This is a genomic window from Aeromonas dhakensis (genome assembly GCF_002285935.1).
Lineage (GTDB): Bacteria > Pseudomonadota > Gammaproteobacteria > Enterobacterales > Aeromonadaceae > Aeromonas > Aeromonas dhakensis.
The window spans coordinates 4,127,466-4,154,191 of sequence record NZ_CP023141.1 but is presented as its reverse complement, the minus strand read 5'-3'; the positions used below and the strand labels follow the sequence as shown (position 1 = coordinate 4,154,191).

The 26,726-nt window shown below is 62.1% G+C and carries 30 protein-coding genes; 24 read left to right on the top strand and 6 right to left on the bottom strand.

Translation table 11 applies throughout. From position 1 onward, the window contains the following. The first annotated feature begins 15 nt into the window (after positions 1–15). The 17 genes from CK627_RS19230 (at position 16) to CK627_RS19150 (ending at position 13,626) form a co-directional block, all read left to right on the top strand. Positions 16–1,125: a protein-glutamate methylesterase/protein-glutamine glutaminase gene (locus CK627_RS19230; protein ID WP_017766599.1), complete on the top strand. Its 1,110-nt coding sequence runs from the start codon at positions 16–18 to the stop codon at positions 1,123–1,125. Between the two features lie 2 nt (positions 1,126–1,127). Further along, positions 1,128–1,865: a flagellar motor protein gene (locus CK627_RS19225; protein ID WP_026140851.1), complete on the top strand. Its 738-nt coding sequence runs from the start codon at positions 1,128–1,130 to the stop codon at positions 1,863–1,865. A 2-nt stretch (positions 1,866–1,867) separates the two neighbouring features. Then, positions 1,868–2,791 carry a flagellar motor protein MotB gene (locus tag CK627_RS19220; protein WP_095593137.1) on the top strand — a complete coding sequence of 308 codons (924 nt, stop codon included), beginning with the start codon at positions 1,868–1,870 and terminating at the stop codon, positions 2,789–2,791. 4 nt (positions 2,792–2,795) lie between these two features. Then, a complete protein-coding gene (locus CK627_RS19215) occupies positions 2,796–3,590 on the top strand; it encodes a ParA family protein (protein WP_005298826.1) in 795 nt (264 codons plus the stop codon). Next, positions 3,587–4,456, top strand: a complete 870-nt coding sequence (locus CK627_RS19210) for a chemotaxis protein CheW (protein WP_095593136.1) — start codon at positions 3,587–3,589, stop codon at positions 4,454–4,456. Before CK627_RS19215 ends, CK627_RS19210 begins: the two co-directional genes overlap by 4 nt. Positions 4,457–4,525: 69 nt before the next feature. Next, positions 4,526–5,014, top strand: coding sequence for a chemotaxis protein CheW (locus CK627_RS19205; protein ID WP_005298836.1), 489 nt, complete (start codon positions 4,526–4,528; stop codon positions 5,012–5,014). A gap of 18 nt (positions 5,015–5,032) precedes the next feature. Next, complete coding sequence (locus tag CK627_RS19200) at positions 5,033–5,419, top strand: DUF2802 domain-containing protein (RefSeq protein ID WP_010634610.1); 387 nt, start codon at positions 5,033–5,035, stop codon at positions 5,417–5,419. Positions 5,420–5,582: 163 nt separating this feature from the next. Then, a complete protein-coding gene (gene ccmA / locus CK627_RS19195; protein WP_005298840.1) occupies positions 5,583–6,218 on the top strand; it encodes a cytochrome c biogenesis heme-transporting ATPase CcmA in 636 nt (211 codons plus the stop codon). Positions 6,219–6,223: 5 nt separating this feature from the next. Beyond that, positions 6,224–6,892 (top strand): heme exporter protein CcmB, encoded by a 669-nt coding sequence (ccmB, locus tag CK627_RS19190; RefSeq protein ID WP_017766603.1) that lies wholly within the window; start codon positions 6,224–6,226, stop codon positions 6,890–6,892. A gap of 163 nt (positions 6,893–7,055) precedes the next feature. Continuing rightward, positions 7,056–7,796, top strand: coding sequence for a heme ABC transporter permease (locus CK627_RS19185; protein WP_005298843.1), 741 nt, complete (start codon positions 7,056–7,058; stop codon positions 7,794–7,796). Between the two features lie 2 nt (positions 7,797–7,798). After that, complete coding sequence (gene ccmD, locus CK627_RS19180; RefSeq protein WP_011705300.1) at positions 7,799–8,005, top strand: heme exporter protein CcmD; 207 nt, start codon at positions 7,799–7,801, stop codon at positions 8,003–8,005. After that, positions 8,002–8,493 carry a cytochrome c maturation protein CcmE gene (gene ccmE / locus CK627_RS19175; protein WP_005298847.1) on the top strand — a complete coding sequence of 164 codons (492 nt, stop codon included), beginning with the start codon at positions 8,002–8,004 and terminating at the stop codon, positions 8,491–8,493. Before ccmD ends, ccmE begins: the two co-directional genes overlap by 4 nt. After that, the gene (locus CK627_RS19170; protein ID WP_010634606.1) at positions 8,490–10,445 is read left to right on the top strand and encodes a heme lyase CcmF/NrfE family subunit; all 1,956 of its coding nucleotides are present in this window, start codon (positions 8,490–8,492) and stop codon (positions 10,443–10,445) included. The genes ccmE and CK627_RS19170 overlap by 4 nt, the downstream gene beginning before the upstream one ends. Then, positions 10,442–10,972 (top strand): DsbE family thiol:disulfide interchange protein, encoded by a 531-nt coding sequence (locus tag CK627_RS19165; RefSeq protein ID WP_010634605.1) that lies wholly within the window; start codon positions 10,442–10,444, stop codon positions 10,970–10,972. Before CK627_RS19170 ends, CK627_RS19165 begins: the two co-directional genes overlap by 4 nt. Before the next feature lie 11 nt (positions 10,973–10,983). Then, positions 10,984–11,463 carry a cytochrome c-type biogenesis protein gene (locus CK627_RS19160; RefSeq protein ID WP_095593135.1) on the top strand — a complete coding sequence of 160 codons (480 nt, stop codon included), beginning with the start codon at positions 10,984–10,986 and terminating at the stop codon, positions 11,461–11,463. Further along, positions 11,460–12,734: a c-type cytochrome biogenesis protein CcmI gene (gene ccmI, locus CK627_RS19155; protein WP_054545266.1), complete on the top strand. Its 1,275-nt coding sequence runs from the start codon at positions 11,460–11,462 to the stop codon at positions 12,732–12,734. The genes CK627_RS19160 and ccmI overlap by 4 nt, the downstream gene beginning before the upstream one ends. Positions 12,735–12,813: 79 nt before the next feature. Beyond that, positions 12,814–13,626: an MlaA family lipoprotein gene (locus CK627_RS19150; RefSeq protein ID WP_024942911.1), complete on the top strand. Its 813-nt coding sequence runs from the start codon at positions 12,814–12,816 to the stop codon at positions 13,624–13,626. Between the two features lie 124 nt (positions 13,627–13,750). On the opposite strand, the gene sodB is transcribed toward CK627_RS19150, so the two are convergent. Beyond that, positions 13,751–14,335 carry a superoxide dismutase [Fe] gene (sodB, locus tag CK627_RS19145; protein ID WP_005298860.1) on the bottom strand — a complete coding sequence of 195 codons (585 nt, stop codon included), beginning with the start codon at positions 14,333–14,335 and terminating at the stop codon, positions 13,751–13,753. 286 nt (positions 14,336–14,621) lie between these two features. On the opposite strand from sodB, the gene CK627_RS19140 reads away from it, so the two are divergent. Continuing rightward, on the top strand, positions 14,622–14,966 hold the full coding sequence (locus CK627_RS19140; RefSeq protein ID WP_005298863.1) for a Grx4 family monothiol glutaredoxin: 345 nt from the start codon (positions 14,622–14,624) through the stop codon (positions 14,964–14,966). A 66-nt stretch (positions 14,967–15,032) separates the two neighbouring features. Here the strand turns inward: CK627_RS19140 and CK627_RS19135 are convergent, their stop codons facing one another. Beyond that, entirely contained in the window at positions 15,033–16,244 is a 1,212-nt protein-coding gene (locus CK627_RS19135) for an RsmB/NOP family class I SAM-dependent RNA methyltransferase (protein ID WP_024942910.1), read from the bottom strand. A gap of 209 nt (positions 16,245–16,453) precedes the next feature. Between CK627_RS19135 and CK627_RS19130 the strand changes: the two genes are divergently transcribed. The 6 genes from CK627_RS19130 to CK627_RS19105 all read left to right on the top strand — a co-directional run bounded on the left by CK627_RS19130 (position 16,454) and on the right by CK627_RS19105 (position 22,372). Then, positions 16,454–18,433 (top strand): reprolysin-like metallopeptidase, encoded by a 1,980-nt coding sequence (locus tag CK627_RS19130; protein ID WP_095593134.1) that lies wholly within the window; start codon positions 16,454–16,456, stop codon positions 18,431–18,433. Further along, entirely contained in the window at positions 18,430–18,759 is a 330-nt protein-coding gene (locus CK627_RS19125) for a hypothetical protein (protein WP_024942908.1), read from the top strand. Before CK627_RS19130 ends, CK627_RS19125 begins: the two co-directional genes overlap by 4 nt. Before the next feature lie 154 nt (positions 18,760–18,913). Further along, positions 18,914–19,552, top strand: coding sequence for a pyridoxamine 5'-phosphate oxidase (pdxH, locus tag CK627_RS19120; protein WP_005298871.1), 639 nt, complete (start codon positions 18,914–18,916; stop codon positions 19,550–19,552). A gap of 38 nt (positions 19,553–19,590) precedes the next feature. Beyond that, a complete protein-coding gene (locus tag CK627_RS19115; protein WP_095593133.1) occupies positions 19,591–20,205 on the top strand; it encodes a glutathione S-transferase family protein in 615 nt (204 codons plus the stop codon). Next, on the top strand, positions 20,205–21,824 hold the full coding sequence (locus tag CK627_RS19110; RefSeq protein WP_095593132.1) for a GNAT family N-acetyltransferase: 1,620 nt from the start codon (positions 20,205–20,207) through the stop codon (positions 21,822–21,824). The genes CK627_RS19115 and CK627_RS19110 overlap by 1 nt, the downstream gene beginning before the upstream one ends. Positions 21,825–21,856: 32 nt before the next feature. Continuing rightward, positions 21,857–22,372 carry a GNAT family N-acetyltransferase gene (locus tag CK627_RS19105; protein ID WP_005298877.1) on the top strand — a complete coding sequence of 172 codons (516 nt, stop codon included), beginning with the start codon at positions 21,857–21,859 and terminating at the stop codon, positions 22,370–22,372. Between the two features lie 64 nt (positions 22,373–22,436). On the opposite strand, the gene CK627_RS19100 is transcribed toward CK627_RS19105, so the two are convergent. The 4 genes from CK627_RS19100 to hflD all read right to left on the bottom strand — a co-directional run bounded on the left by CK627_RS19100 (position 22,437) and on the right by hflD (position 26,456). Then, positions 22,437–22,844 carry a hypothetical protein gene (locus tag CK627_RS19100; protein WP_095593131.1) on the bottom strand — a complete coding sequence of 136 codons (408 nt, stop codon included), beginning with the start codon at positions 22,842–22,844 and terminating at the stop codon, positions 22,437–22,439. Positions 22,845–23,084: 240 nt separating this feature from the next. Then, the gene (locus CK627_RS19095; RefSeq protein ID WP_095593130.1) at positions 23,085–24,215 is read right to left on the bottom strand and encodes a ribosomal protein uL16 3-hydroxylase; all 1,131 of its coding nucleotides are present in this window, start codon (positions 24,213–24,215) and stop codon (positions 23,085–23,087) included. Between the two features lie 137 nt (positions 24,216–24,352). Then, positions 24,353–25,723, bottom strand: a complete 1,371-nt coding sequence (gene purB, locus CK627_RS19090) for an adenylosuccinate lyase (RefSeq protein ID WP_010634594.1) — start codon at positions 25,721–25,723, stop codon at positions 24,353–24,355. A gap of 121 nt (positions 25,724–25,844) precedes the next feature. Continuing rightward, entirely contained in the window at positions 25,845–26,456 is a 612-nt protein-coding gene (hflD, locus tag CK627_RS19085; RefSeq protein WP_005298892.1) for a high frequency lysogenization protein HflD, read from the bottom strand. Between the last annotated feature and the right edge of the window lie 270 nt (positions 26,457–26,726).

Sequence of the window (26,726 nt, the reverse complement as noted above, 5' to 3'; positions counted from 1 at the left end):
GTTAGAAGAATAACAATGGCAATCAAGGTATTAGTTGTCGACGATTCAAGCTTCTTCCGTCGTCGGGTCAGCGAGATCATCACTCAGGATCCCATGCTGACGGTCATCGACACGGCCCAAAATGGGCGGGAAGCGGTAGAAAAGGCACAGCAGTTGCGTCCTGACGTGATCACCATGGACATAGAGATGCCGGTGATGGATGGCATCAGTGCCGTGCGTGAGATCATGGCCAAGTGCCCCACGCCGATCCTGATGTTCTCTTCTTTGACCCATGAAGGGGCCAAAGCCACGCTCGATGCGCTCGATGCAGGGGCGCTCGACTTTCTGCCCAAGAAATTCGAAGACATTGCCCGTGACAAGGATGAAGCCGTCCGTTTGCTGCAGCAGCGGGTCAAGGAAATTTCACGCAAGCGCTTCCTGATGTCTGCGCCGGCACGCCCGAAGGCGCCCGAGCCTGTGGCCAGGACACCTCTGAATGCGCCACGTCCGGCAGAACGTCAGGCAGAGCCGCAGCGTGCTGCTCCTGTGGCCGCATTCAAGCGCAGCGGCAAGAGTTATCAGCTGGTGGCCATTGGTACTTCCACCGGCGGCCCGGTCGCCCTGCAGAATGTGTTGACCAAGCTGCCCGGCGATTTCCCACATCCGATCCTGCTTATCCAGCACATGCCGGCGACCTTCACCGCGGCCTTTGCCGCACGTCTCAATGGCCTGTGCCAGATAGGCGTCAAGGAAGCGGAAGACGGCGATGTGCTCAAGCCCGGTCACGCCTACCTGGCACCCGGCGGCAAACAGATGCTGCTGGAGGGCCGTGGTGCCGGTGCCCGTATCCGCATCGTCGATGGCAATGACAAGGTCAACTACAAGCCGTGCGTCGACATTACCTTCGCCTCTGCCGCCAAGACCTATGCCGACAAGGTGCTTGCCATCGTGTTGACCGGGATGGGGGCGGACGGTCGGGATGGTGCGCGTCTGCTCAAGGAGCAGGGCTCCACTATCTGGGCCCAGGATGAAGCGTCCTGCGTGGTTTATGGCATGCCGCAGGCGGTTGCCAAAGCCGGTATTGCCACTGAATCGCTGCCGCTGGATCGGGTCGCACAACGTATCCTGGTTGAGCTGGGCCGTTAACGATGGGCATGTTTGGCCTGATCCTGGCACTGGGAGCCATTGCCATTGCCCAATTGTGGCATGGCGGCAACCTGTTGACCCTGCTCGATGGACCCGCGTTTGTCATCGTGGTGGGGGGAACCTGGGGGGCTGTCATTTTGCAGACGCCGCGCAAGTTCCTGCTGGAAGCGCTCAGGCAGACCCGCTGGATGGTGCTGCCGCCGGACTGGGATCTGGTCGCTCAGGCCGAGAGATTGCAATCCTGGGCTATCTTTGCACGCCAGCAAGGGTTGCTGGCGCTGGAGAATCAGGCCGAGCAGGAGAGTGACGAATTTACCCGTCATGGCCTCACCATGATAGTGGACGGGGTTTCGGTAGACGACATTCGCATGTTGCTGGAAGCGGATATCGATATCGAGCAGGAGCGCAACGAGCACTCTGCCAGGGTCTTCGAGGCCATGGGGGGATACAGTCCGACCATCGGCATCATAGGGGCCGTCATCGGGCTGATCCAAGCGATGTTTCATCTGGAGGAGCCCGCCGCTCTCGGTGCCGGCATTGCCGTCGCCTTCGTTGCCACCATTTACGGGGTCGGCTTTGCCAACCTGCTCTACCTGCCGATCGCCAATCGCCTGCGTGCTTTTCACTATCATTACGCCCTGTTTCAGGAGATGACGCTGGAAGGCCTGATGGCCATCGCCCATGGTGAGAATGGCCCCCAGGTTGAACGGCGGTTGAAGGCTTATCTGAAGGGAGAGTAGCCATGCGCAAGCGCTATCGTTTGCATCTGCAAGGTCGGGAACACCTCGATCGCTGGCTGGTTTCCTACGCCGACTACATGACGCTGATCTTCGCCCTGTTCGTGGTGCTCTACTCGGTGGCACTGGTCAACAAGGACAAGTATCGCGCCGTCATCGACGGCATGACCCAGGCATTCAATGTGATGCAGCCCCGCAGCGATGGCTTGCTGGAGGGGCAGGGCAAGTCGCTGCTGAACAATGAAGTGTCCGCCGCAACCTCTGTGCTGGAGAGTGCCAAGGCCCGTTCACCCTCGCAGGCTCCTATTTCTGGTGTTCCCATTCAGCAAGATGGTATGACTCTTGCGAAGATAGATTCGCAACTGCAGGAGAACATGGGGTCTCTGGTGGATGCCGGGGTAGTCAAGTTGACACAGGATGACAACTGGCTGACGGTGGAGCTGAGTTCCGGCCTGCTGTTTGGCAGTGGCAGCGCGTTTATGAGCTCCAATGCAGATCCGGTGCTCAATACTCTTTCAAGTATCCTGAAACCGGTCGATAACTATGTGAGAGTGCGGGGTTACACGGATAACCAGCAGATAAATAATGAAATTTTTCGCTCCAACTGGACGTTGTCGGCAGCAAGGGCGGAGGCCGTACTCACTGCGCTCATCGCCAAGGGGATAGCCCCGCAGCGACTTGCTTACGAGGCGTACGGGGAGTTCTCTCCCTTCTCGGACAACAGTACCGAGCAGGGGCGTTTACAGAATCGCAAGGTGGTGGTCGCTATTTCCAAGTTCGCCTGGGTACCACCTCCGACGCCGACTCCTCCCGTTCAGCCAGTGGCGGAGGAGCCGGTCCCGGCAGTTCAGCAGGCAGTCGAGGCAGGAGAGGTCAAGGTGATCTCGCTGCCAGGTGGTGGCATACGCATAACAACGAGGCAGGATTGATACAGTGATTGTTTGGACGGTTGCCAACCAAAAAGGTGGGGTCGGTAAAACCACCACGGTGGTCTCGTTGGCCGGTATTCTGGCTCAGCGTGGTCAGCGGGTGCTGTTGATCGACACCGACCCTCATGCTTCCCTGACCTCATATCTCGACTTTGACTCCGATCGGCTGGATGGCACCCTCTATGAGCTGTTCCAGGCGGTCAAGCCCACGGCGGAGCTCGTCAATAAACTGACGCTGCGTACCAAGTTTGAGAACATCCACCTGCTGCCCGCCTCCATTACCCTGGCCACGCTGGATCGGGTGATGGGCAATCGGGAAGGGATGGGGTTGGTGCTCAAGCGGGCACTGCTGCGCATCCAGGATCAATACGACTACGTGCTGATCGACTGCCCGCCCGTACTGGGGGTCATGATGGTGAATGCGCTGGCGGCCTGTGACCGGATCCTGGTGCCGGTGCAGACCGAGTTCTTGGCGCTCAAGGGGCTGGAGCGGATGATGAAGACGTTTGAAATCATGCAGCGCTCCAAGCGGGAGAAGTTCCGCTATACCGTCATTCCCACCATGTTTGACAAGCGAACCCGCGCCTCGCTGATGACCCTGCAGTCCATCAAGGAGCAGCACGGGAGCGCGGTCTGGAATGCCGTCATACCCATAGATACCAAGTTTCGGGATGCCAGTTTGCTTCACATTCCCCCCTCCATCTATTCGCCGAGCAGCCGCGGCACTTACGCCTATGAGACGCTGCTCAACTATCTTGATGCGCAAGAGCGCCAGCGTGCTCATGAGGTGACATCATGAGAGATACCACCCAAGTCCGGGCCATGGATGACTACTTCCACTCCCTGCTGCTGGAGGATGCTCTGCTGCTGGATGCCGACGAGCCTGACTCCGCACCCGTCATCCAGTTGCAGCGCAAGCCCCAGCCGGTTGCCGAGAAAGTGGCGCAGCCCTATCTGGAGGCGGATCAGCGGCTGGAACAGTTGAGTGAACTGCTGGCCCAGGTCGGTCAGGTACAATATGAAATCGACGCCCTGAGCCATGAAGAGATGGTCACTGAACCGCTGCAGATCGAGGCCGAAGATGCCTTGCTGCCGGTTGAGCCGGTCTGGCCCGAGGAGATGCCCGAGCCGGTGGCGGCGGATCCCGCGACTCTGGTGGTGACGGAGACCGAGGTGGCGCTGGCGCCACAGGAGGAGGTTGCCCCCTCCACTTGGGAAAACATCGATACCGGCAAGGAGTTTCAGGCGCTGTTTTTTGAGGTGGCCGGCGTCACCTTTGCCGTGCCGTTGACCGAGCTTGGCGGTATTCATCAGCTGGGGGAGGTGTCATCCCTTTTTGGCCAGCCCGGCTGGTACAAGGGGATCATGACGTCCCGCGAGCAGAAGATGAACGTGGTGGACACGGCGCAGTGGGTCATGCCGGGCCAGCATCTGGAAATAGATGACTACAAGTATCTGATCATGTTGGGTGAATCCCCCTGGGGACTGGCCTGCCATCATCTGAAGGGAACCGAGTTATTGCACCGTGATCAGGTCAAATGGCGCCATCAGGAGGGCAAACGTCCCTGGCTGGCCGGCATGGTCAAGGAGAAGATGTGTGCCCTGCTGCACGTGAAGGAATTGCTCCTGTTGCTGGAGCGCGGGGTCAACATAGAAGGTCGCTGATAACTTCTGCACTCGGGCTGTTTTATTGCTAGTTTTACCAGTAGACGTTTTCATAAAAGGAATAAAAACATGACAGAAAAGCGCAATATTGCACAGAATCTGGCCGAAGACGAAGTGCTGCAATGGGTCACCTTCCAGCTGGAAAATGAAACCTACGGCATCAACGTGATGCAGGTGCAGGAGGTGCTGCGCTACACCGAGATCGCCCCTGTGCCGGGTGCCCCCGAATACGTGCTGGGCATCATCAACCTGCGCGGCAACGTGGTGACCGTCATCGACACCCGTTCCCGCTTCGGCCTGCCTTCTGGCGATGTGAGTGAAAACTCGCGCATCGTCATCATCGAGGCGGAGAAGCAGGTGATCGGCATCATGGTCGACAGCGTGGCCGAGGTGGTCTATCTGCGTTCGTCCGAGATCGATGCGGCCCCTGCCGTGGGTACCGAAGAGAGCGCCAAGTTCATTCAGGGGGTCAGCAATCGCGATGGCCAGCTGCTGATCCTGGTCGATCTGAACAAGCTGCTCTCCGATGAAGAGTGGGAAGATATCGGTTCCCTCTGATAGGAAGATGATGTGTTGATGATTGAAATTGCCGCCTTGGGGGTGTCCTTGCTGGCGTTGGCGCTGGCCCTGTACGGGGTGTTAGGCAGCCGACGTGGCCAGCGAGAGTCCGAGGCCAGGGTGGAGCTGCTGCAGGGTCAGCTCGAGAGTCTGCGCAAGCAGATGATGGAGCTGCATACCGGAGCCATCGGCATGGGCCAGCGTCTGCAATCCGTCGAAGGGGCCATGCAGCAGGTCAATGACCGCCAGCAGGAGCTTACCCTGCAGGATCCGGAACGCCGCCTGTACAGCCGGGCCGCCAAGATGGTGGAGCTCGGTGCCGACCTCGACGAGGTCATGAACGAGTGTGAATTGCCAAAGGCCGAGGCTGAATTGTTGATTTCATTGCGAAAAGGCCGCTCATGATCGATCGGGAAGGCATCTGCCTTCCTGATTTTCCCGCCCCGCTTTGCGGCTTCCCAAGGCGGGATCTCCCCCACAAATCCTGCTGATAATTGGCATCTTTGAAAAGACGCTTCCCGATACTGTGTTAATATGCAGGCCGCTTCTTTTCACTGATTACATCCTCATGCTGCTTCAAATTCACAACCTGAGCTGCGTGCGTGAAGATCGCACTCTGTTTGAACATCTCTCCTTTGCGGTGGCTCCCGGTGATCTGGTGCAAATTGAAGGTCCCAACGGCGTGGGCAAGACCAGCCTGCTGCGCCTGCTGACCGGCCTGTCTCAGCCTTTTGCCGGTGAAGTGTGCTGGAATGGCGAGAATATTCGCCATTGCCGCGACGAATATCACGCCAATCTGCTCTATCTCGGTCATCAGCCAGGTGTCAAGGCTGCCCTGACACCGCTTGAAAACCTCGCCTTCTACCAGAAACTGCACCATGCGGCCGATACCAGCGTGGACCTGTGGCGGGTGCTGGCCCAGGTCGGTCTGGCCGGCTTTGAAGACAACCCCACCGGTCAGCTCTCCGCCGGTCAGCAGCGCCGCGTCGCGCTGGCCCGTCTGTGGTTGAGTGACCAGCCGGCACTCTGGATCCTGGACGAGCCGTTCACCGCCATCGACAAGCAGGGGGTGAAGGTGCTGGAGCGGCTGTTCCTGACCCATGCCGAGCGGGGGGGCATGGTGATCCTCACCACCCATCAGGACATGACCCTGATGCAGGGACGGCTGAAGACCCTCTCTCTCACGCCCTTGCTGCAGGAGTAGTTCTGATGTTGCGCGCCGTAATGCACCTGATCCACCGTGAGCTGCTGATGGCCCTGCGCCAGCGCTCCGACATCCTCAACCCGCTCTGGTTCTTTCTCATCGTCATCACCCTGTTTCCGCTGGGGATCGGCCCCGAGCCCAAGCTGCTGGCCCGCATTGCCCCCGGCATCATCTGGGTGGCGGCCCTGCTGGCGGCCATGCTCTCCCTGGAGCGGCTGTTTCGCGACGACTTCGGCGATGGCGCACTGGAGCAGATGATGTTGATGCCCCATCCGCTGGGCTTGCTGGCGCTGGCCAAAGTGATCGCTCACTGGTTGCTGACTGGCCTGCCGCTGTTGCTCATCTCCCCGCTGCTCGCCATCCTGCTGTCGCTAGACATGAACACTTATCTGGCGGTGGTGGCGACCCTGGCGCTGGGCACACCCGTGCTGAGCCTGCTCGGGGCGATCGGGGTGGCCCTCACCGTGGGTCTGCGCAAAGGGGGAGTGTTGCTCAGTCTGCTGATCCTGCCGCTCTATATTCCGGTACTGATTTTTGCCACCTCCGCCATCGATGCGGCGGGGATGGGGCTGCCCTATTCGGGGCAGCTGGCGATTCTGGGGGCCATGCTGGCCGGTGCGCTCACCCTGACTCCGTTGGCGGTCTCGGCGGCGCTGCGGGTCAGCGTGAATTGAGGAAAGCGTCTGAAAAAGTGGCCATGGAAGGGCTGTTATAAAAAATATAATTGAGATAGATCAAGAGGATGGCTGCTTATTGCTTTCGGGGGATGTGATGTTTTCCGGCAGTGGGTAAGGTAGGCCTCGCCACGATATTAATAACAGAAAGGTTTTGTGAGCTATGTGGAAATGGTTGCACCCTTACGCTAAACCCGAGCGCGCTTACCAGCTGGCAGGGACCTTGCTGCCCTGGTTTGCCGTGACCAGCCTGCTGGCATTCATCATCGGCACCCTTTGGGGGTTGGCGTTCGCCCCTGCCGATTACCAGCAGGGTGACTCCTTCCGGATCATCTACATCCATGTTCCGGCCGCCATTCTCTCCATGGGGGCCTACTCCACCATGGCGGTCGCGGCCTTCATCGGTCTGGTGTGGCAGTTGCGGATGGCCGACATGACGGTGGCCGCCATCGCGCCGGTCGGGGCCGTGTTTACCTTCATCGCGCTGTTTACCGGCGCCGCCTGGGGCAAACCCATGTGGGGCACCTGGTGGGTGTGGGATGCGCGGCTCACCTCTGAGCTGATCCTGCTGTTCCTCTACCTGGGGGTCATCGCCCTCTACAACGCCTTCAGCGACAAGGTGCTGGCCGGCCGGGCCGCCGGTATCCTGGCGCTGGTGGGGGTGATCAACCTGCCCATCATTCACTACTCGGTGGAGTGGTGGAACACCCTGCATCAGGGCGCCACCATCACCAAGTTTGACAAGCCCTCCATCTCCCCCGAGATGCTGTGGCCGCTGCTCATCATGATCCTGGCCTTTGCCGCCTTCCTCGGGGCCCTCTCCCTGATGCGTTTTCGAAACGAGCTCTTGATGCGGGAGTGGCACCGCCCCTGGGTCAAAGAGATAGCCGAGCAGGAGAAGTAAGCATGCACTTTGCCTCATTCAGTGACTTTCTGGCGATGGGCGGTTACGCCTTCTACGTCTGGCTCTCCTTCGGTCTGACCCTGCTCTGCCTGGTCGGCATCGTCATTTCCACCCGTATGAAAACCCGCGCCCTGCTCGGCGAATTGCGCAACAAGCAGGCGCGCGAGGCTCGTCGCAAGGCGGCCCAGCAGATGGAGAACACCCTATGAACCCGAGACGCAAAAAACGCCTCACCATCATCCTGGCGATCAGTGCCGGGCTTGCCGCCGTGATCGGCCTGGTGCTCTATGCCCTCAGCCAGAACATCGATCTCTTCTATACCCCGAGCGAGCTGGTGGAAGGCAAGGGGCCGGACAAGATCAAGCCGGAAGAGGGACAGCGCCTGCGCATCGGAGGTCTGGTGGTGCCGGGCTCGGTGCAGCGGGATCCCCAGAGCCTCAAGGTGGCCTTCAAGCTGGTGGACAATGGTGGGCATCTGGTGACCGTCGAGTTTGACGGCATCCTGCCGGATCTGTTCCGCGAAGGGCAGGGCATCGTCGCCCAGGGCACCCTCAAGGATGCCACCACGGTCGCCGCCTTCGAGGTGCTGGCCAAGCACGATGAGAACTACATGCCGCCGGAAGTGGCCGATGCCACCAACGGCATGCACTTCAAACCGGAATATACCGACGCGCAGTTGAAGGGGAGCAAGCAATGATCCCGGAATTAGGACAGTTCTCGCTGATCCTGGCGTTTGCCACCGCTCTGCTGCTGGGCAGCTATCCGCTGCTCGGGGCCAAATGGGGGCGCCTTGGCATGATGTCGGCGGCCCGCCCGCTGGCCTATGCCCAGTTTCTGCTGTTGCTGCTGTCGTTCCTCTGCCTGACCTGGGCCTTCATCGACAACGACTTCACCGTGCAGTATGTGGCCACCAACTCCAACAGCTTGCTGCCGCTGGCCTATCGCATCTCCGCGGTATGGGGGGCTCATGAGGGCTCCCTGTTGCTGTGGGTGCTGACGCTGGGGGGCTGGACCGCGGCGGTCGCCATGTTCAGCCGCCGCCTGCCGCTCGACGCGGTGGCGCGGGTGCTCGGGGTGCTCGGCCTCATCTCGGTCGGTTTCACCGCCTTCGTGCTGTTTACCTCCGACCCCTTCACCCGCACCTTGCCCTATTTCCCGGTGGATGGGCGCGATCTCAACCCGCTGCTGCAGGACCCTGGTCTCATCTTCCACCCGCCCATGCTCTACATGGGGTATGTGGGCTTCTCGGTGGCGTTTGCTTTCGCCATCGCCTCCTTGATGACCGGCCGGCTCGATGCCACCTGGGCGCGCTGGTCCCGTCCCTGGACCATGGCCGCCTGGGTCTTCCTCACTCTGGGTATCGTGCTCGGCTCCTGGTGGGCCTATTACGAGCTCGGCTGGGGCGGCTGGTGGTTCTGGGATCCGGTGGAAAACGCCTCCTTCATGCCCTGGCTGGCCGGCACCGCCCTGCTGCACTCGCTGGCAGTCAGTGAAAAGCGCGCCACCTTCAAGGCCTGGACCGTGCTGCTGGCGCTCTCGGCCTTCTCCCTGAGCCTGCTCGGTACCTTCCTGGTGCGCTCCGGCGTGCTGGTCTCGGTGCATGCGTTTGCCTCAGACCCGACCCGCGGCCTGTTCATTCTGGGCTTCCTGTTGGCGGTAATCGGTTCATCCTTGCTGCTGTTCGCCTTCAAGGGCTCCCAGGTGAGAAGTCATGGCAAGCACGAGCTGTGGAGCCGCGAGACCCTGCTGCTTGGCAACAACATCATGCTGGTGGCGGGCCTGCTGACCGTGCTGCTCGGCACTTTGCTGCCGCTGGTGCACAAGGAGCTGGGGCTGGGCAGCATCTCCATCGGCACTCCCTTCTTCAACCACATCTACAGCTGGCTGATCATCCCCTTTGCCCTGTTGCTGGGGGTCGGCCCGCTGTTTCGCTGGCGTCGTCAGGATCTGGGCGAGCTCAAGGGCAAGGTGGTGCTGGCGCTCCTGCTGAGCCTGGCCGCCGCCATCCTGCTGCCGCTGCTGCTGGCCGAGGAGTTCAAGCCCTGGGCCGCGCTCGGTATCGGGCTTGGCGCCTGGATCATCGTCACCAGCGTGCAGGAGACCTGGGCGCGCGCCACCCACAAACACAGCTTTGCCGTCGGTGTACGGCGCCTTGGCAACAGCCACTGGGCCATGATCTTGGGCCACGTGGGTCTCGCGGTGAGCATCATCGGCATCGCCTGCACCCAGAACTACAGCATCGAGAAGGACTTGCGCATGCAGGCCGGCGATCGGGTCCATTTTGCCGATTATGAGTTCGTCTTCACCGGCATCAAGGAGAAGAACGGCCCCAACTACGACGGCTTCAAGGGCGTGCTGGAAGTGCACAAGGATGGCAAGCAGGTGGCTTTGCTCAAGCCGGAGAAACGCATGTACAAGGTGACCCGGATGCCGATGACCGAGGCGGCCATCGATGCCGGCTTTACCCGTGACCTCTATGCGGCCCTTGGAGAGCAGCTCGACAACGGCGCCTGGGCGGTGCGGATCTACTACAAACCCTTCGTGCGCTGGATCTGGTTCGGCGGCGTCTTCATGGCCATTGGCGGCGTGCTGGCGATGCTGGACAAGCGCTACCGTTTCGGTCGTCGTGAAGAGGAGGCCAAGGCATGAGCAAGAAGACCTGGTTGTTTCTGATCCCCTTCATCGTCTTTCTGCTGGGGGCCGTGTTTCTGTTCAAGGGGCTCTACTCCGATCCCACCAAGCTCGAATCCGTGATGGTGGGCAAGGAAGTGCCCGTGTTCACCCTGCAGGATATCTATGACCTCAATAAGCAGCATGACAGGAGCATCCTCAAGGGACGCCCCATGCTGCTCAACGTCTGGGCCACCTGGTGCCCGACCTGCTACGGGGAGCACACCTACCTCAAGGAGCTGGCGGGGCAGGGGATCTACATCGTCGGCATGAACTACAAGGATGAGCGGGCCAAGGCCATCAACTGGCTGGCGGAGCTCGGCAATCCCTACCAGATCAATCTGTATGATCCCGACGGCATGCTGGGGCTGGATCTGGGGGTTTACGGCGCGCCGGAGACCTTCTTCATCGACAGTCAGGGCATCATCCGCTATCGCCACGTGGGTGACGTCAACCCCGAGGTGTGGGCATCGACCCTCAAACCCATCTATGACGCCATGAAGTGAGGGAGAACCCGATGAGAATCTTGATTGCATCCCTGCTGCTGCTGGCGGGACTGGGCGGGGCGGGCCAGGCGCTGGCCGCCATCGATGTCTACACCTTCGACAACGACGCCCAGGAGCAGACCTTTCGTGAACTGACCAAGGAGCTGCGCTGCCCCAAGTGCCAGAACCAGGACATCGCCGACTCCAATGCGGGCCTGGCCAAGGACCTGCGTGACAAGACCTACCAGATGGTGCGCGAGGGCAAGGAGAAGCAGGAGGTGGTGGACTACATGGTGGCCCGCTACGGCAACTTCATCCTGTACAACCCGCCGTTGATGGCCTCCACCCTGATCCTCTGGCTTGGGCCGCTGCTGGTGATCGTGGTGGGCATCGTCCTGGTGGTGGTGCGCAGTCGCCGTCGTCCCGAGGCGGCTACGCCGGCGGATAGCGCCCTGAGCGCGGAGGAGCAGCGTCGTCTGGCTGCCCTGCTCAAAGAGGAAGAGAAACAATGACCGCATTTTGGATAGTGATCGCGGCCCTGCTGGTGCTGGTGAGCTTGGCACTGGTGTTGCCCCTGTGGCGGGGAGAGGGCCGCCAGAGCATCAGCCGCTCGGCCCTCAACAAACAGCTCTATCGTCAGCGTCTGCTGGAGATCGGCGAAGAGCGCGAACAGGGGGTGCTGGCGGAAGAGCAGGACACCCTGATCGAGTTGCAGCGCAGCCTGCTGGACGACATCCCCGACGTGGAGCAGACCGCCCGCGGCGGCAAGAGTCTGATCTGGATCCCGGGTGTGCTGGTGCTGGTGGTGGTGAGCCTGGGGCTCTACTACAAGCTCGGTGCCTGGCAGGAGGTCAGCCGCTGGCAGGACGCCAGCAGCCGGTTGGGCGAGCTCAGCAACCGCATCCTGGTGGAGCGCAATGCCGAGGTCACCGAGCAGGATCTGCTGGACTTTACCCTGGCCCTGCGCACCCGCCTGAAAGAGGAACCGAACGATTACCGCGGCTGGCTGCTGCTGGGCCGACTGTCGCTGGATGGCAATGATCCCGATATGGCTCGCGAGGCGCTGGAGCGGGCCTACGGGTTGGCACCGCAGAAGGGGATGGTGGCGGTGCCCTATGCCCAAGCGCTGATGATGACAGGGGATGACGCGCAGGCCGATCAGCTGCTGCGGGGAGCCATCGCCCAGGATCCGGCCAATATAGAGGCGCGCTCCGTCTACGCCTTCATGGCCCTGCAAAAAGAGGACTTCAAGACCGCCCTGCAACGCTGGCGCGAGATGCTGCCGCTGATGGAGAAGGGCTCGACCCGCTACACCATGGTGGAGCGCTCCATCGACTATGCCGAGCAGCAGTTGAAGAAACGCGGCATGGCCAGTGAGACCGTGCCGGCGGAGGCGAGCGGACAAGGCACCGCTTCCGCCCAGGTGTTGGAGGTGAAGGCCGGCGAGTTCCCGCTCAAGGTGACGCTGGCCGATGGCATTGCGCTGCCGGAAGATGCCCATCTGTTCGTGTTTGCGGTGATCCCCAACGGGCCGCCCATGCCCATCGCGGTCAAGCGCATCCCAGGCCCGCACTTCCCGGTGACGCTGTCGCTGGGTGACGGCGATGCCATGATGGAGGGCAACAAGCTGGCTGCCTATCCCGAGCTGCAGTTCAAGGCGCGCCTCTCCCGTGGCGGCAACGTCATGAACAAGGAAGGGGCGTTCGAAGGGGCCTCGGTCCCGGTCGCCACCGGCTCAATTCCTTCAGCGCCGATTGACATCCGCATCGATCACGCCCTCTAATACGCCTCTGGCCCGGCCCTCGATGGGGCCGGGCTGCCTATAATTCAGATTAATCACAATAAAAAGCTAGGACTTCCATATGCATGTGCGTGTAGGGGCATTGACGGTGGCCTTGTTGCTGGGTGGCTGTGCTGGCGGCCCGCCCAAGCCGGGCCCCGAGAGCCTTGACCTCAAGGAGACGCCGAGCCGGCCCGAAGCGACCAGCACGGCCAGTGACAGCCGTGACCCGTTTCAGGGTGCCAACCGGGCCATGTGGGCCGTCAACTACGATGTGCTGGAGCCCTACGTGGCTCGCCCCGTGGTGCACGGCTACGCCCGCTACGTTCCGCAGGGAATGAAGGATGGCATCGAGAATCTGGTGGAGAACTTCAACGAACCGAGCAGCATGGTCAACCACCTGCTGACCGGCGACTTGAAGGGGGCGGGTACCAACCTGGGCCGCTTCACCCTCAACACCACTGTGGGTCTGCTGGGGATCTTCGACGTGGCCAAGCATGCGGGCCTTGCGCGCAACAAGCTGGAGCTTGATACCGTGCTGGGTCGGGCCGATATCGGGGATGGCGCTTATTTGATGGTCCCTGTCTACGGCCCGACTACCACACGCAAGCTGGTGGGGGATACCGTGGATACGTTGTATTTCCCTTATGCCTTGCTGACTTTCCCGTTGAAAGTAGTGCACTGGGCGCTGGATGGTCTGGGTACCCGTTCCAAGCTGATCGATCAGGAGCGGATCATCGACAACGCGCTCGATCCTTACGCCCTGACCAAGGACTTCTATCTGCAGTACAACCAGAACAAGGTGACTGGTCGTCAGACCGAGCTCAAGCAAGAGCAGCAGGAGAAGCAAGACGACAGCAATCTGGATGACTATCTGGACGAGATCGACCAGTGATGCTTGTGCATCCCGGCTCGAATGACAAAGGCGCCTGCGGGCGCCTTTTTGCTGCGCTGGCCTCCCCTTGCGCCATAAAAAACGCCCCGCAAGAGCGAGGCGTTTTGGCAAGAGTGTGGCGCTATCAGGCAGCCAGGTTCTTGGCCACGAATTCCCAGTTGACCAGGGCCCAGAAGGTTTCCATGTACTTCGGACGCAGGTTGCGGAAGTCGATGTAGTAGGCGTGCTCCCACAGGTCGACGGTCAGCAGTGGGGTGGTACCGGCTTCGGTCAGCGGGCAACCGGCGTTGGAGGTGTTGACGATGGCCAGAGAGCCGTCAGCCTTCTTCACCAGCCAGGTCCAGCTGGAGCCGAAGTTGCCGATGGCAGACTTGGTGAACGCATCCTTGAACTCGGCGAAAGAGCCGAAGGCCTTGGTGATGGCATCGGCCAGGGCGCCAGTGGGCTCGCCACCGCCGTTCGGGGAGAGGCAGTGCCAGTAGAAGGTGTGGTTCCAGATCTGGGCGGCGTTGTTGAAGATGCCACCAGTGGAGGTCTTGATGATCTCTTCCAGAGACTTGCCTTCAAACTCGGTACCCGGCACCAGGTTGTTCAGGTTGACCACGTAGGTGTTGTGGTGCTTGCCGTGGTGGTATTCCAGAGTTTCCTGGGAGATGTGCGGTTCCAGAGCATTGATTGCATAGGGCAGAGCGGGAAGTTCGAATGCCATTTTCTACTCTCCATTGGCTGGCCGTGCGAAGGCGACGGTTGCAAGACATTGCGTACTCTTTTCTATTTTGAAAAGAATTGTTCTTGAAGTGATGGGGCCAGTTGGCCCAAAGCCCGTCGATTGTACCAGCATCAAAGATGGCCTAACAACTCTTGATTCTCGCCATGATCCGGATCAAGCTGCGGCGTATTGATTCGTCACTTCTTGCTGTTGCCGCGGTTTGCCAGTTTGTGGTCTGCCGGGATTGCAGTAGAATGGCCGCCGAAATCGCTCTAGTGAGGCACCTATGGAAACTATTGAAAAGATCAAACAGCAGCTGGCTGAAAACCCCATCATCCTGTACATGAAGGGCTCCCCCAAGCTACCCAGCTGCGGTTTCTCTGCCCAGGCCTCCCAGGCCCTGATGTCCTGTGGCGAGCCGTTTGCTTACGTCGACATCCTGCAAAACCCGGACATCCGCGCCGAGTTGCCGAAGTTTGCCAACTGGCCCACCTTCCCGCAGCTGTGGGTCGAGGGCGAGCTGGTCGGCGGCTGCGACATCATGATCGAGATGTTCCAGGCTGGCGAACTGCAGACCCTGATCAAGGAAACTGCCGCCAAACACAAGCAGGATGACGTTGCCGCCGAATAAGGCCGCTATCGCATCATGCAAAAAGGGGAGCCATCGGCTCCCCTTTTCTTATGCTGCAAGACGGTATCAGGCGATGCGCTCGATGCGCGCCAGATAGAAACCGTCGAAACCGGTGGCCGCCGGGCTCACGGTGTGATCACCGAGCAGGCGGAAGTTGTCGTTGGCGGCGAGGAACTTGTCCACCTGCTGGCGGTTCTCCTCGGGCAGGATGGAGCAGGTGGCGTAGACCAGCATGCCACCCACTTTCACCATCTGGCTGTAGCGCTGCAGGATCTCTTCCTGCAGGGCTACCAGCACCGGCAGCCGCTCGGCGGTATCGCGCCACTTGGCATCCGGATTGCGCTTGAGTACGCCAAGGCCGGAGCAGGGCACGTCCAGCAGCAGGCGATCCGCGCTCTCTTTGAGGCGCTTGACGGTCTTGCTGCTGGTGATGACCCGGGTCTCCACGTTGTGGGCACCGGCGCGGCGGGCGCGTTGCTTGAGGTTCTCCAGCTTCCACTCTTCCACGTCCATCGCCAGCAGGCGGCCCTTGCCCTTCATCATGGCGGCCAGATGCAGGGTCTTGCCGCCGGCACCGGCACAGGCGTCGATCACCCGCATGCCGGGGGCTACGTCGAGCGCCGCCGCGATGTGCTGGGAGCCGGCATCCTGCTGCTCGAACCAGCCGTCGGCAAAGGCGTTGGTACGAAACAGGGCGGCATCCGAGGTCACTTCCAGGGCGCTCTCGACCCCTTCTACCGGTACAGTGGTGACCTGCTCTTTGGCCAGCGCCGCCTGCAGCTCGTCACGGGTGCACTTGAGGGTGTTGACCCGCAGGTAACGTTTGGGCATGGCGGTCAGGGCGGCACGCTCGGCCGGCCAGGCATCGCCCAGCTGCTCGCTGCCGAGCTTTTCCAGCCAGGTCGGGCAGCCATCCATCAGCACCGGGTTTTTCTTGGCTTCGGTCAGGCGGCGACGAAACGCCTCTTCATTGAAGCGATCCAGGGTCGGGTGGTTGGGTTGAGCTATCTTGTGGAAAGCATGCCAGCTGTGCAGCAGCGGCCAGACGTACTTCTCGGCCTGGCGGACCTGAATACCGGTCAGGGCGCAGTAGAGGCTGAGGCGGCGCAGCAGATCGCCGGTGACCAGGGCAATCCTTGCCTGTTCTTGCGGTTTGAGTTCGATGCCGGAAAATTGACGGGCATAGGCGCGATCCAGGGTGAGACCCTGGCCCAGCACATCGTCAACAATGGCAACGACCAGGTCCCCGAGACGGGGCAACAGTGGGGATTTGAGCATGAGATTAACCTTGGTCAGAAAAAGACGAACCGTCGCCATGGTGACGCGGCTCAAAAACTGATAAATCCGCGCAATGATAGGGGCTAGACAGGGTTGGTGCAACACTCCTCATTTGGGGAATATCCGGTAGGTGGTACTGGACTAAACAGGGCTGCAGGCGAATGATGCCGGTTGCAGTTCAGGTGAGTGCATTTTAAAAGGACTAAAAGATGCAGTTGATGAAATTTTCTCCTTTGGCGCTGGTGGTTGCCAGCTTGATGAGTTCGGGCGGCCTTGCGGCCAAGGAGTGGGATACGGTCGCGGCGCGCGCCACCGCCGCCGACGGTTATGAAGTGCGGGCCAACCAGTTTCGGGTGGCCAAGGTGCCCATCGACTATTTTGCCGGACTGCAAGCCGGGGCGCGTTCGCTGACCCTGCCGCTGCCAGACGGGGGAGAAGTGACCTTCACCCTGCAGGCCTATGATCTGCTGCCGGCCGATCAGGCGGCCAAATTCCCCGAAATTAAGACCTTCAAGGGTCACAACCCGGCGGCGCCGGTAGAGACGGGGCGTTTTGATCTGGGGCCGCTGGGCTTCCACGCCATGTTCACCCATCAGGGCAAGACGGTGTTCGTCGATCCCCTCAGCAATGCCGAAGGGTATGCCGTCTATTACCAGCAGGACGCCTACAGCCGGCTGGGGGAGGAAGCGGACAAGGTTATCGGCAGCGATGCGAGCAAGGCGCTGGCGCACAAGGTGCAGGTGGATGGCAACGTGCGCAAGCGCTACGTCATCGCCATCTCGGCGGCGGGGGAGTACACCCAGTTCCACGGTGGCTCCAAGGTGCTGGCCACCGCGGCCATCGCCACCCTGCTCAACCGGGTCAACGAGGTGTACCAGCGCGACGTGGGGGCCGAGTTTCAGTTGGCCAGCGGCAACGACAACATCATCTTTACCGATCCCATCAGTGATCCTTTTACCAATACTGACAGCGATGCAGCGCTCAATATTACCGTTCAGTCTAATGCGCAGGCCTTGCCCAGCGAGCCTTTAGGCGCGTTTGACATCGGCCATGTGGTCAATACCGGTGGCGGTGGGTTGGCTGGGTTAGGGGTGCTGTGTACTACGGGTCGTTCACGGGGGGTGACTGGTTCAAGTACTCCGCAAGGAGATGCCTTCTTTATCGACTATGTGGCCCACGAGATCGGCCACCAGTTCGGCGCCGATCACACCTTCAATGGCACCACCAACAGCTGCGGCAGCGGTAACCGTGTTGCGGATCAGGCTTGGGAGCCGGGCAGCGGCACCTCCATCATGGCCTATGCGGGCATCTGCGGGGAGGAGAACATCCAGCCCCACGGCGACCCCTATTTCCACAGCAAGTCCATCGAGCAGATGCGGGCGCACATGGCGACCGTGCCGACCTGCGGCACCTCCATCGATCTTGTCAACAACGCGCCCCAGGCGGCGGCCGGGGCCAGCCGCATCATTCCGGCCAACACGCCGTTCGTGCTGAAGGGGGCCGGCGCCGATCTGGACGGTGATCCCCTGACCTACACCTGGGAGCAGATCGATCTGGGTACTGAGTCGAGCAGCCTGGCCACCATGGTGGACGACGGCAGCCGGCCGCTGTTTCGCTTCGTCTCCCCCACCAGCTCACCGGAGCGGATCCTGCCGAGCTTGCCCTCCCTGCTCTCGGGCACGCTCGCTAAGGGCGAAGCCTGGCCCACCACCAACCGGGATCTCAACTTCCGGCTGACGGTGCGTGACGGCAAGGGCGGTGTCGCCAGCGACGACATGAAGCTACAGGTGGTCAATACCGGCAGCGCCTTCCGGCTGACTGCGCCGCTAGGGGTGTCGTTGACGCCGGGGGCAAGTCAGGCGGTCAGCTGGGATGTGGCCGGCACCAGCCTGGCACCGATCAGCTGCAGCAAGGTGGACCTGCTCCTGACCCAGAACGAGGGAGCCAGCTGGAGCAGCCTGGCGGTCAGCCAGCCCAACAGCGGCTCGGCTACCGTGACCCTGCCGGCGGATCTGGCCAGCGACGCCCGTCTGAAGGTGGCCTGCAGCGACAACATCTTCTTCGCCATCAGCCCGGCCAAGCTGCCGGTCGTCCAAAGCGGCGGCAGCTCGGGCGGTGGCGGTGGTGGCGCCCTCGGTCTCTGGACCCTGGCGCTGGCCCTGCTGGGCTGGCAGCGGAGGCGCGGATGAGGGCGGCCTGGCTGGTGTTGGCGTCCCTGCTCGGCGGCTGTCAGGCTGACGCCGATACCCTGGAGCAGGCGGTCAGCGCCAGCCTGGCCAAGCAGGATTACCGGCTGATCGTGCGGGCCGGGCGAGGCGAGGTGGCGCCCGGCATAGCGCCGGAGCAGCAGGCTTCGGCCAAGGCCCGCTGCGGCGTGCGCTATCTGGAGGGGCTGGGGGATGTGATCAAGCCAGGCCAGCAGGAGGCCCAGGCCAAACTGGCGGCCTACGCGGCCGACTACAACCGGCGCATGCTGGCGCACTGCCCGTCACTACCGGCGACGGATCGGCAGTGACAGAGGGCCGTCAAGGTCAACAGGGGGAGGCGCGAGCCTCCCTCTTTTTTACGGCTGTCATTTGCCGGTCACAAGGCTTGTACCCATGGCGTGCTCGTCGCACAATGCCTGCACGCATGGCCGCATGGGCGGCAAAGAGAGAAGGAAAATCAAGATGATGGATGTAGCCGATCTGCGCCGTGAATACACCCGGGGTGGACTGCACAGGGCCGATCTGCCGGCCGAGCCCCTCGCCCTGTTCGAGAAGTGGCTGGCCCAGGCGTGCGAAGCCAGGCTGACCGACCCCACCGCCATGGTGGTGGGCACAGTGGATGCCGACGGCCAGCCCTGGCAGCGCACCGTGCTGCTCAAGCACTACGACGCCGAAGGCATGGTGTTCTACACCAACATGGGCAGCCGCAAGGCACACCAGCTGGAGGGCAACCCCCGCATCAGCCTGCTGTTTCCTTGGCACACCCTGGACAGACAGGTGCACGTGACCGGCCGGGTGGAGAAGATGAGCACCTTCGAGGTGATGAAGTATTTCCACAGCCGCCCCAAAGACAGCCAGATCGCCGCCTGGGTCTCCAAACAGTCGACCCGCATCTCGGCGCGCGGCGTGCTGGAGGCCAAGTTCCTCGAGCTCAAGCAGAAGTTTGCCAATGGCGAGGTGCCGCTGCCGAGCTTCTGGGGCGGTTTCCGGGTGCGCATCGACACGGTCGAGTTCTGGCAGGGGGGCGAGCATCGCCTGCACGACCGCTTCTACTACACCCGCGAAGGGGAAGGGTGGCACATCGAGCGGCTGGCGCCCTGAGTGCCCCGCTAGCCTTTTGCTGCTGACAAGGAGTCTGTATGCGTCTGTATGGCGATCTGAAGTCCGGCAACTGCTACAAGCCCTGGCTGCTGGCCCGCTGGCTTGAGCTGCCCCTCGACTGGGTGCCGGTGGATGTGTTGGCGGGGGAGACCCGCACCCCCGATTTTCTGGCCCTGAACCCCAACGGCAAGATCCCGGTGCTGGAGCTGGCCCAGGGCGACACCCTGGCGGAGTCCAACGCCATTCTCTTCTACCTGGCGCAAGGGTCGCCCCTGTGGCCGGCCGAGCCGCGCCAGCAGGCCGAGGTGCTCAAGTGGCTGTTCTTCGAGCAGTACAGCCATGAGCCCTATATCGCGGTAGCCCGTTTCATCGTTCACTATCTGGGGCGGCCGGAGTCCCAGGAGGCGCGCCTCGACGGGCTCAAGGCCGGCGGTGAGAAGGCGCTGTCGGTGTTGGAGCAGCGGCTCAAGCAGAGCCCCTACCTGTGCGGCGAGGCGCCGACCATCGCCGATCTGGCACTCTATGCATACACCCATGTGGCGGAGGAGGGGATCTTTTCGCTGCAAGGGTGGCCCGCCATCCGGGCCTGGATTGCCCGTATCGAGGCGCATCCCCGCCACCTGAGCCTGCCTGTGGCCTGTCAGGCCGGCTGATGGAACTGCTGATCGAGCGCGCCCTGTGGCAGCCCCACTGGGCGCCGGTGTTGCAGGCCTGGCAGCGGCAGGGTCATGGCTGGCAGTTGCTGCAGAGCAAGGTCGATGAGTGTTTGCCGAGCGATACCGGCGGACTCTGGTCCTGTTGTCCGCCCGATGGCGTGCGTTCGGCCAGCGCGCTGCTGGCCGCCTGGCTGGACGGCGATCTGCCCGGCCAGCAGGCCGTTGATCCGAGCCGGCAGATCCTCATCAGCGGCTCGGCTTCCCTGCTGACGCTGGCGCGAGAGGAGGGGCTGCTGACCCTGGGGCCACAGGGCGCCGATCTGACGCTGACGGAGCAGGACGATCTGGGCGCCGTGCTCAACCGCCTGCTGGCCTGCCGCCTGACGGTGCCGATGCTGGCCGAGCCTCCCTCCCGGTCGGAACCCGCTCTGCAACTGCGCCCCCTGCTGGCGCTCGATGAAGCCGAGGTGGTGCGCTATTGCAGCGATGCGGCGCTCGCCCGCTACACCCTCAACATTCCCCACCCCTATCCGCCGGAGGCGGCTCGCGACTGGCTGGCCGGCTGCTGGCGCAAGGCGGCGCTCGGATTGGGCTGGAGCTGGGCGCTGACCCTGCCGGCGGGCGAGGGCCATGCACCGCTGGTGGGGGTTATCTCGCTGCACTGGAACGGCGAGCTGGCTTGGTGGGTAGGCGTGCCCTGGCAAAACCGCGGGCTGGCGACCCGGGCCGCCCGGCTGGTGAAGGTCTTTGCGTTCGACCGGCTGCAGCTGCCGGTGCTCACCGCCCGCCACATGCCGGACAACCATGCCTCCGGCCGGGTGATGGCCAAGCTGGGCATGCGCTATTGCGGCCGACGGGCACTGAGTGGCCAGCGCCAGAGCTTGAGCCAGAACCAGAGCGAGGTGAGCTACTGGCAGCTGGCACGAAGCCAGACGCTGGCGGCGCCGCTCGAACGGCAGCTGGCCCCCCTGCTGGCCGATGCGCGGGTGGTGGCAGCCATCCTGCAGACACAGGTCGGGGAGGGGGCGCCGCAGCGGCTGGCGCTGTTCATGACAAATCGGGATGAGGCAGAAGAGGGCGAGCCCGCCGCCGCGCCGCCTGACGGGCCGCTGGCGGTGGAATACTACGACCAGGATGCGCTGGCGCAGGCCGAGCCGGAGCAGCTCCATCTGCTGCGCGGCCTGCTGCTGAAAGACGCCGAGGAGCAGGGGCTGGACTACCTGCTGCAGCTGGCCAGCCTGCAGCGCCAGGGACCTGTGTTGCTGACCCGGGCGGAGCGGCGCCAGCGCCTGCGCTGGCTCGCAAGGGAGGAGTCCAGACTCGCCCTGCTGGCCGCTGAGCCGCTCACCCATCGCTATCATCTGCTCGACTTGCTGGTGGCCATGCCCGCTCTGCTCGATGAGCTGGCCGGTCGCTGGCATCGGGATGCCGACGATACTCTGGCCTGGCTGGCACAGGCCGAACCGCCGCTGTTCAACGCCTATCGAACCGCCATCACCCGCCTGCAACCGGCCGATCTGCATGAGTTGCTGGTGCAGGTGGCGGATCGTTTTCCTGAGTCCACCCTCCCATTTCTGGACAAAGATGCTCAGGGCGGCGGGCAGTTTGTGGAATAATGCCCGCTCTGCTGTACGAGGAGTAACGCTGTATGCTGAGAACCGAGCGCCCTGGCGACATGCTGCCGGTCTATGACCTGGTGAGTGCCGCCTTTGGCCGTACCGACGAGGCCGAACTGGTCAACCGCCTGCGCGAATGCGGCGCCGCCGTGGTGACCATGGTCGAGGAGGAGGAGTACGAGTTCATGGGGCACCTGATGCTGAGCCCGATCACCATTAACGGGGTGGAGGGGCCCTGGCTTGGTCTCGCGCCCGTGGCGGTCCACCCGGATTGGCAGGGGCAGGGGATCGGCTCGGATCTGGTGCGCGAGGGGCTGGATACGGCGCTGGAGATGGACTGGAAGGCGGTGGTGGTGCTTGGTGACCCGACCTATTACAGCCGCTTCGGTTTTCGTCCCGCCAGCGAGTTCGGCCTGCACTGCATCTACGAAGTGCCCGCCGACTGCTTCATGGCGATGGAGCTGCAGGAAGGCGGTCTGGCTGGCGTGCAGGGGGAGGTGCTCTACCACCCGCTGTTTGACGAGTTGCCGGAAGAGACGGCATCCTGACCCATAAAAAAAGCCCTCAGCGAGGGCTTTTTTTATGTCATCCCCTTGTGTGTACAGGGCTTGCTCAGGCGCGGGTATCGAGCAGGTTGCCCTTGCGATCCTCGGCCCCCGTCATGCCCGCCAGTTGTTTGCCAAGGGGGCTCTGCCGGTATTGCAGGTAGTCGCCGAGCTGCTGTTGCTGCTGGTGGCGTTCTTCCATCCGGTAGAGATCGACGGCCGTCGGGGCGCTTTGCTCATCGCTCTCCTGCCCACTGGCTTGCAGATAGCGATCCACGGCGGCCTTGTCCTGCTGCTGCTCTGTGTAGGAGACGGCCAGAGTGCGGCGGGTGGTCTCTTTCTCCTCCTGCGTCGCCACGTATTCATCTCTCTTGTCCAGCGCCTTGTCACGACCCTGGTTGAGCTGCTCCGGGGTCAGCTTGGGATAGGCGTTGCCATAACCGGGCAACGGCATGGGACGAGTGCTGATCTGCATGGGATACCTCTCTGCTAAATCTGGCTGCTTGAGCAATGGCCGCATGATACGAGCTTTCACTTGCGCAAAAAAGCATCATCAGATGTGTCGTCAAGAGTGGGTTCAGCTTCGAAAGCAGGTTGTGGACAAGGCAAGCAGTGAAAGCGCCGCCGGGGTGGCCCGGTCGGCAGCAGAGACGGTGAGGTCGGGCAGCTGAGATAGAAAAGGCGCCCGAGGGCGCCTTCTGTCACCGTGGGGGGATCAGTTGAAGAACCAGTAGCCGCGGTTGACCAGCCGGGTCAGCAGCTGGAGGAAGCCGGCCTGATCGGCCAGTTCCACCATGTCGGCCTGGGTAACCATGTCCTTGTCGCACAAGAGCGAAATGGCCGCCGCATCCTCGCTCGGCAGGGTCCAGGCTTCGCCGTCGATGTAGCAGGTCTGGCTTTCGCCACTGAACCAGACAGAGCGCAGCCCCGGCACCTTGATAGCGGGCTCGCCCTGGGTCAGCAGGTCGGCCACTTCCTCGGCGCTGTAGTCAGGCTCCATGGGACTCACGTCCAGATCGTGCTTGGCCTCGGAGATCATGGTGCCGAACCACTCCTTGAACAGGGTCTCGTCATCGAGTGCCTGTTGCATCAGCTCGCGCAGGCGGTGCAGCTCATGGGGCTGGATCTCGCCGTGGCGGGCACGGGGCTTGAGGTCGGCATCGCCGTAACGCTCGGTGCGGATCTCGTTGTCGATCAGGTGATCGGCAAAGGAGGAGATTAGCGCCTTGGCGTCAGGCGCGCGAAAGCCCACCGAGAAGTTCAGGGAGGGCTCGATGGCGTAGCCCTCGTGGGGGAATCCAGGCGGAATGTAGAGGATGTCGCCCGGCTCCATGATGACGTCGATGATCGCCTCGAACGGCTCGCAGTGCAGCAGGGCGGCGTGGGCGGCAAACTCATTGAGCGGTGTGGCATCGCCGACCCGCCAGTGGCGCTTGCCCTGACCCTGGGTGATGAAGACGTCGTAGTTGTCGATGTGGGGACCGACGCCACCGTGAGGGGTGGAGAAGCTCACCATCACATCGTCAAAACGCCAGCCCGGGATGAACTGGAACGGCAGCGCCAGCTCGTTGACCTCGGGGGCCCAGTGGTTGCAGGCCTGCACCAGCACTGTCCAGTTCTCTTCACCCAGGTGATCGTAGGATTCGAAGGGGCCGTGAGCCGCTTCCCACTTGTTGTTGAAGCGGGTTACCAGGCGCGATTCAATCACCTCTTCCATGGCCAGACCCGCCAGCTCGTCCGGGCTGATGGGATCCTGAAAGTCGGTGAAACCGCCCTTGATGAGGAGCGGGCGCTTCTGCCAGTAGTGCTCGAGGAAGTGAGCGATATCCAGATTGAGTTGGTACATGGTCTTCTCGTGTCTCTGTGAGAGAGGTGTTGCCCAAGACGGGCTTGGGCAACGCCACTCATGGCCCCGCCTTGGCAGGGAAAACAACAGGGGGCCCTGTGGCTAGCGCCCAGGGCCCCCGATACTCTCTCGCCCGCTTATTTCAGCAGGTCGACCAGACGCTGGGCGTCACCGATATAGTTGGCCGGGGTCAGCTTCTTCAGCTCGACCTTGACGGCTTCCGGCAATTCCAGGGTGTCGATAAAGGTACGCATCCCTTCGGCATCGACGCGGCGGCCACGGGTCAATTCTTTCAGCTTCTCGTAGGGCTTCTCGATGCCGTAGCGGCGCATCACGGTCTGGATCGGCTCGGCCAGCACTTCCCAGTTGGCATCCAGATCGGCGGCCATGGCATCGGCGTTGGCTTCCAGCTTGGAGATCCCCTTCAGGGTCGCCTGATAGGCGATCAGGGAGTAACCCACTGCCACGCCCAGGTTGCGCAGCACGGTCGAGTCGGTCAGGTCACGCTGCCAGCGGGAGATGGGCAGTTTGCTCGCCAGGTGCTGGAACACGGCGTTGGCCAGACCCAAATTGCCTTCGGAGTTTTCGAAGTCGATGGGGTTGACCTTGTGCGGCATGGTGGAAGAGCCGATTTCACCGGCGATGGTGCGCTGCTTGAAGTGGCCCAGGGAGATGTAGCCCCACACGTCGCGATCGAAGTCGATCAGGATGGTGTTGAAGCGCGCCATGGCGTCGAACAGCTCGGCGATGTAGTCGTGCGGCTCGATCTGAGTGGTGTAGGGGTTCCAGGTCAGGCCCAGAGAAGTGACGAACTCCTCGGAGAACTGGTGCCAGTCAACTTCCGGATAGGCGCTGATGTGGGCGTTGTAGTTGCCCACGGCGCCGTTGATCTTGCCCAAGATCTCCACCGCCATGATCTGCTTGAGCTGGCGCTCCAGACGGTAGGCGACGTTGGCCATCTCCTTGCCCATGGTGCTCGGGGTGGCCGGTTGACCGTGGGTGCGCGACAGCAGCGGCATGTCGCGGTACTCGGCGGCCAGGCGCTTGATCTCGGCAATCAGCTTCTCGCAGTAGGGCTTGATGACTTCCTCGCGGGCGGTCTTCAGCATCAGGCCGTGGGAGTTGTTGTTGATGTCTTCGGAGGTGCAGGCGAAGTGGATGAATTCGCTGACGGCGGCCAGTTCGGGGTTCACTTCCACCTTCTCTTTCAGGAAGTACTCCACCGCTTTCACATCATGGTTGGTGGTGCGCTCGATCTGTTTGATGCGGGCGGCGTCGCTCTCGTTGAAGTTGCTGACGATGCCGTCGAGCAGGGCACTGGCAGCCGCGCTCAGGGCAGGGACTTCCGGGATCCCGGCGTGGCTGGCCAGTTTTTGCAACCAGCGCACCTCGACTTCGACGCGAAAACGCAGCAGACCGAATTCGGAGAAGATAGGGCGCAGGGCATCGGCCTTGTCGCCATAACGACCGTCAATCGGGGAAACAGCAGTCAGCGCGGACAGCTCCATGGGGTGAACTCCTGATGATTGGTGTGGGGGATTCGTATCCACTCGCGCGCGGGCCGGGGGCCATCAAGGCTGATGTGCGGCTGTTCACTTTGTCCTCCCCTACCTTTGCGCGAGCCAATGATTAGTAACGCTTGGCCAGTTCCACCATCTTCTTGCGGGCGAAGATGATCTGGGTACGGCTTCCGCCGAGCTGGCGCCACAGCACGCAGGCCCGGATGCCGGCCAGCAGCAGGGCGCGCACCTTGTGCTGCACCAGCGGCTGCTGCAGGAACAGCGGGGTGCCCGCCACCTGGATGCGCGGGCCGATCGGGCTGATGAGATCGCTGTAGATGCTCGCCATGTTGGCCAGGATCTGCTCGTCGAGCAGGTCGAAGTGCTGTTGCTGGCGGCCGATCTGGCCGATCCGCTCACCCAGCATGTTGAGAATGTCCTTGCGCTTGGCCAGCTTGCGCTCCAGCGCAATCAGGCTCACCACGTAGCGGGTCAGCTCGGCATTCTTCTGGCTGCCGTCGGCGCCCAGCTGCTCGACCAGGGCGCGGTAGCCGTCGCGAATGGCGAGGTGGTTGCCGAACACGTCCAGCGGCTGCTTGGGGTCGGTGACCAGGATGCTGGAGAGGCTCTCGCGCAGGGAGGCCTCGTCACAGGTGCCGTCGCGGGCCACCTTCTGCACCAGGTAGGCGGCCTGGCAGATGCCGGCAAAGGCCATGGTTCTGTCTTGGAATTTGTCGCTCATATCTTCGCGGCCTTGTTCTGTTCATTCACTGGCAGATATCCGCTGCAGGCCATGATCCGGCCTTGGAATTTGTCGCTCATATCTTCACAGCCCTGTTCTGTTCATTCACCGGCCGATGCCATGATCCGGCCAGGAAGTTGCCAATCATGTATCACTGCCTTGTGCTGTTTTTTCTTTGTCCCCTCTCCCTCAGGGAGAGGGTCAGGGTGAGGGTGGTTACCCCCTCATCCCCAACCCTTCTCCCGCGAGGGGAGAAGGGAGTAGAGCGCG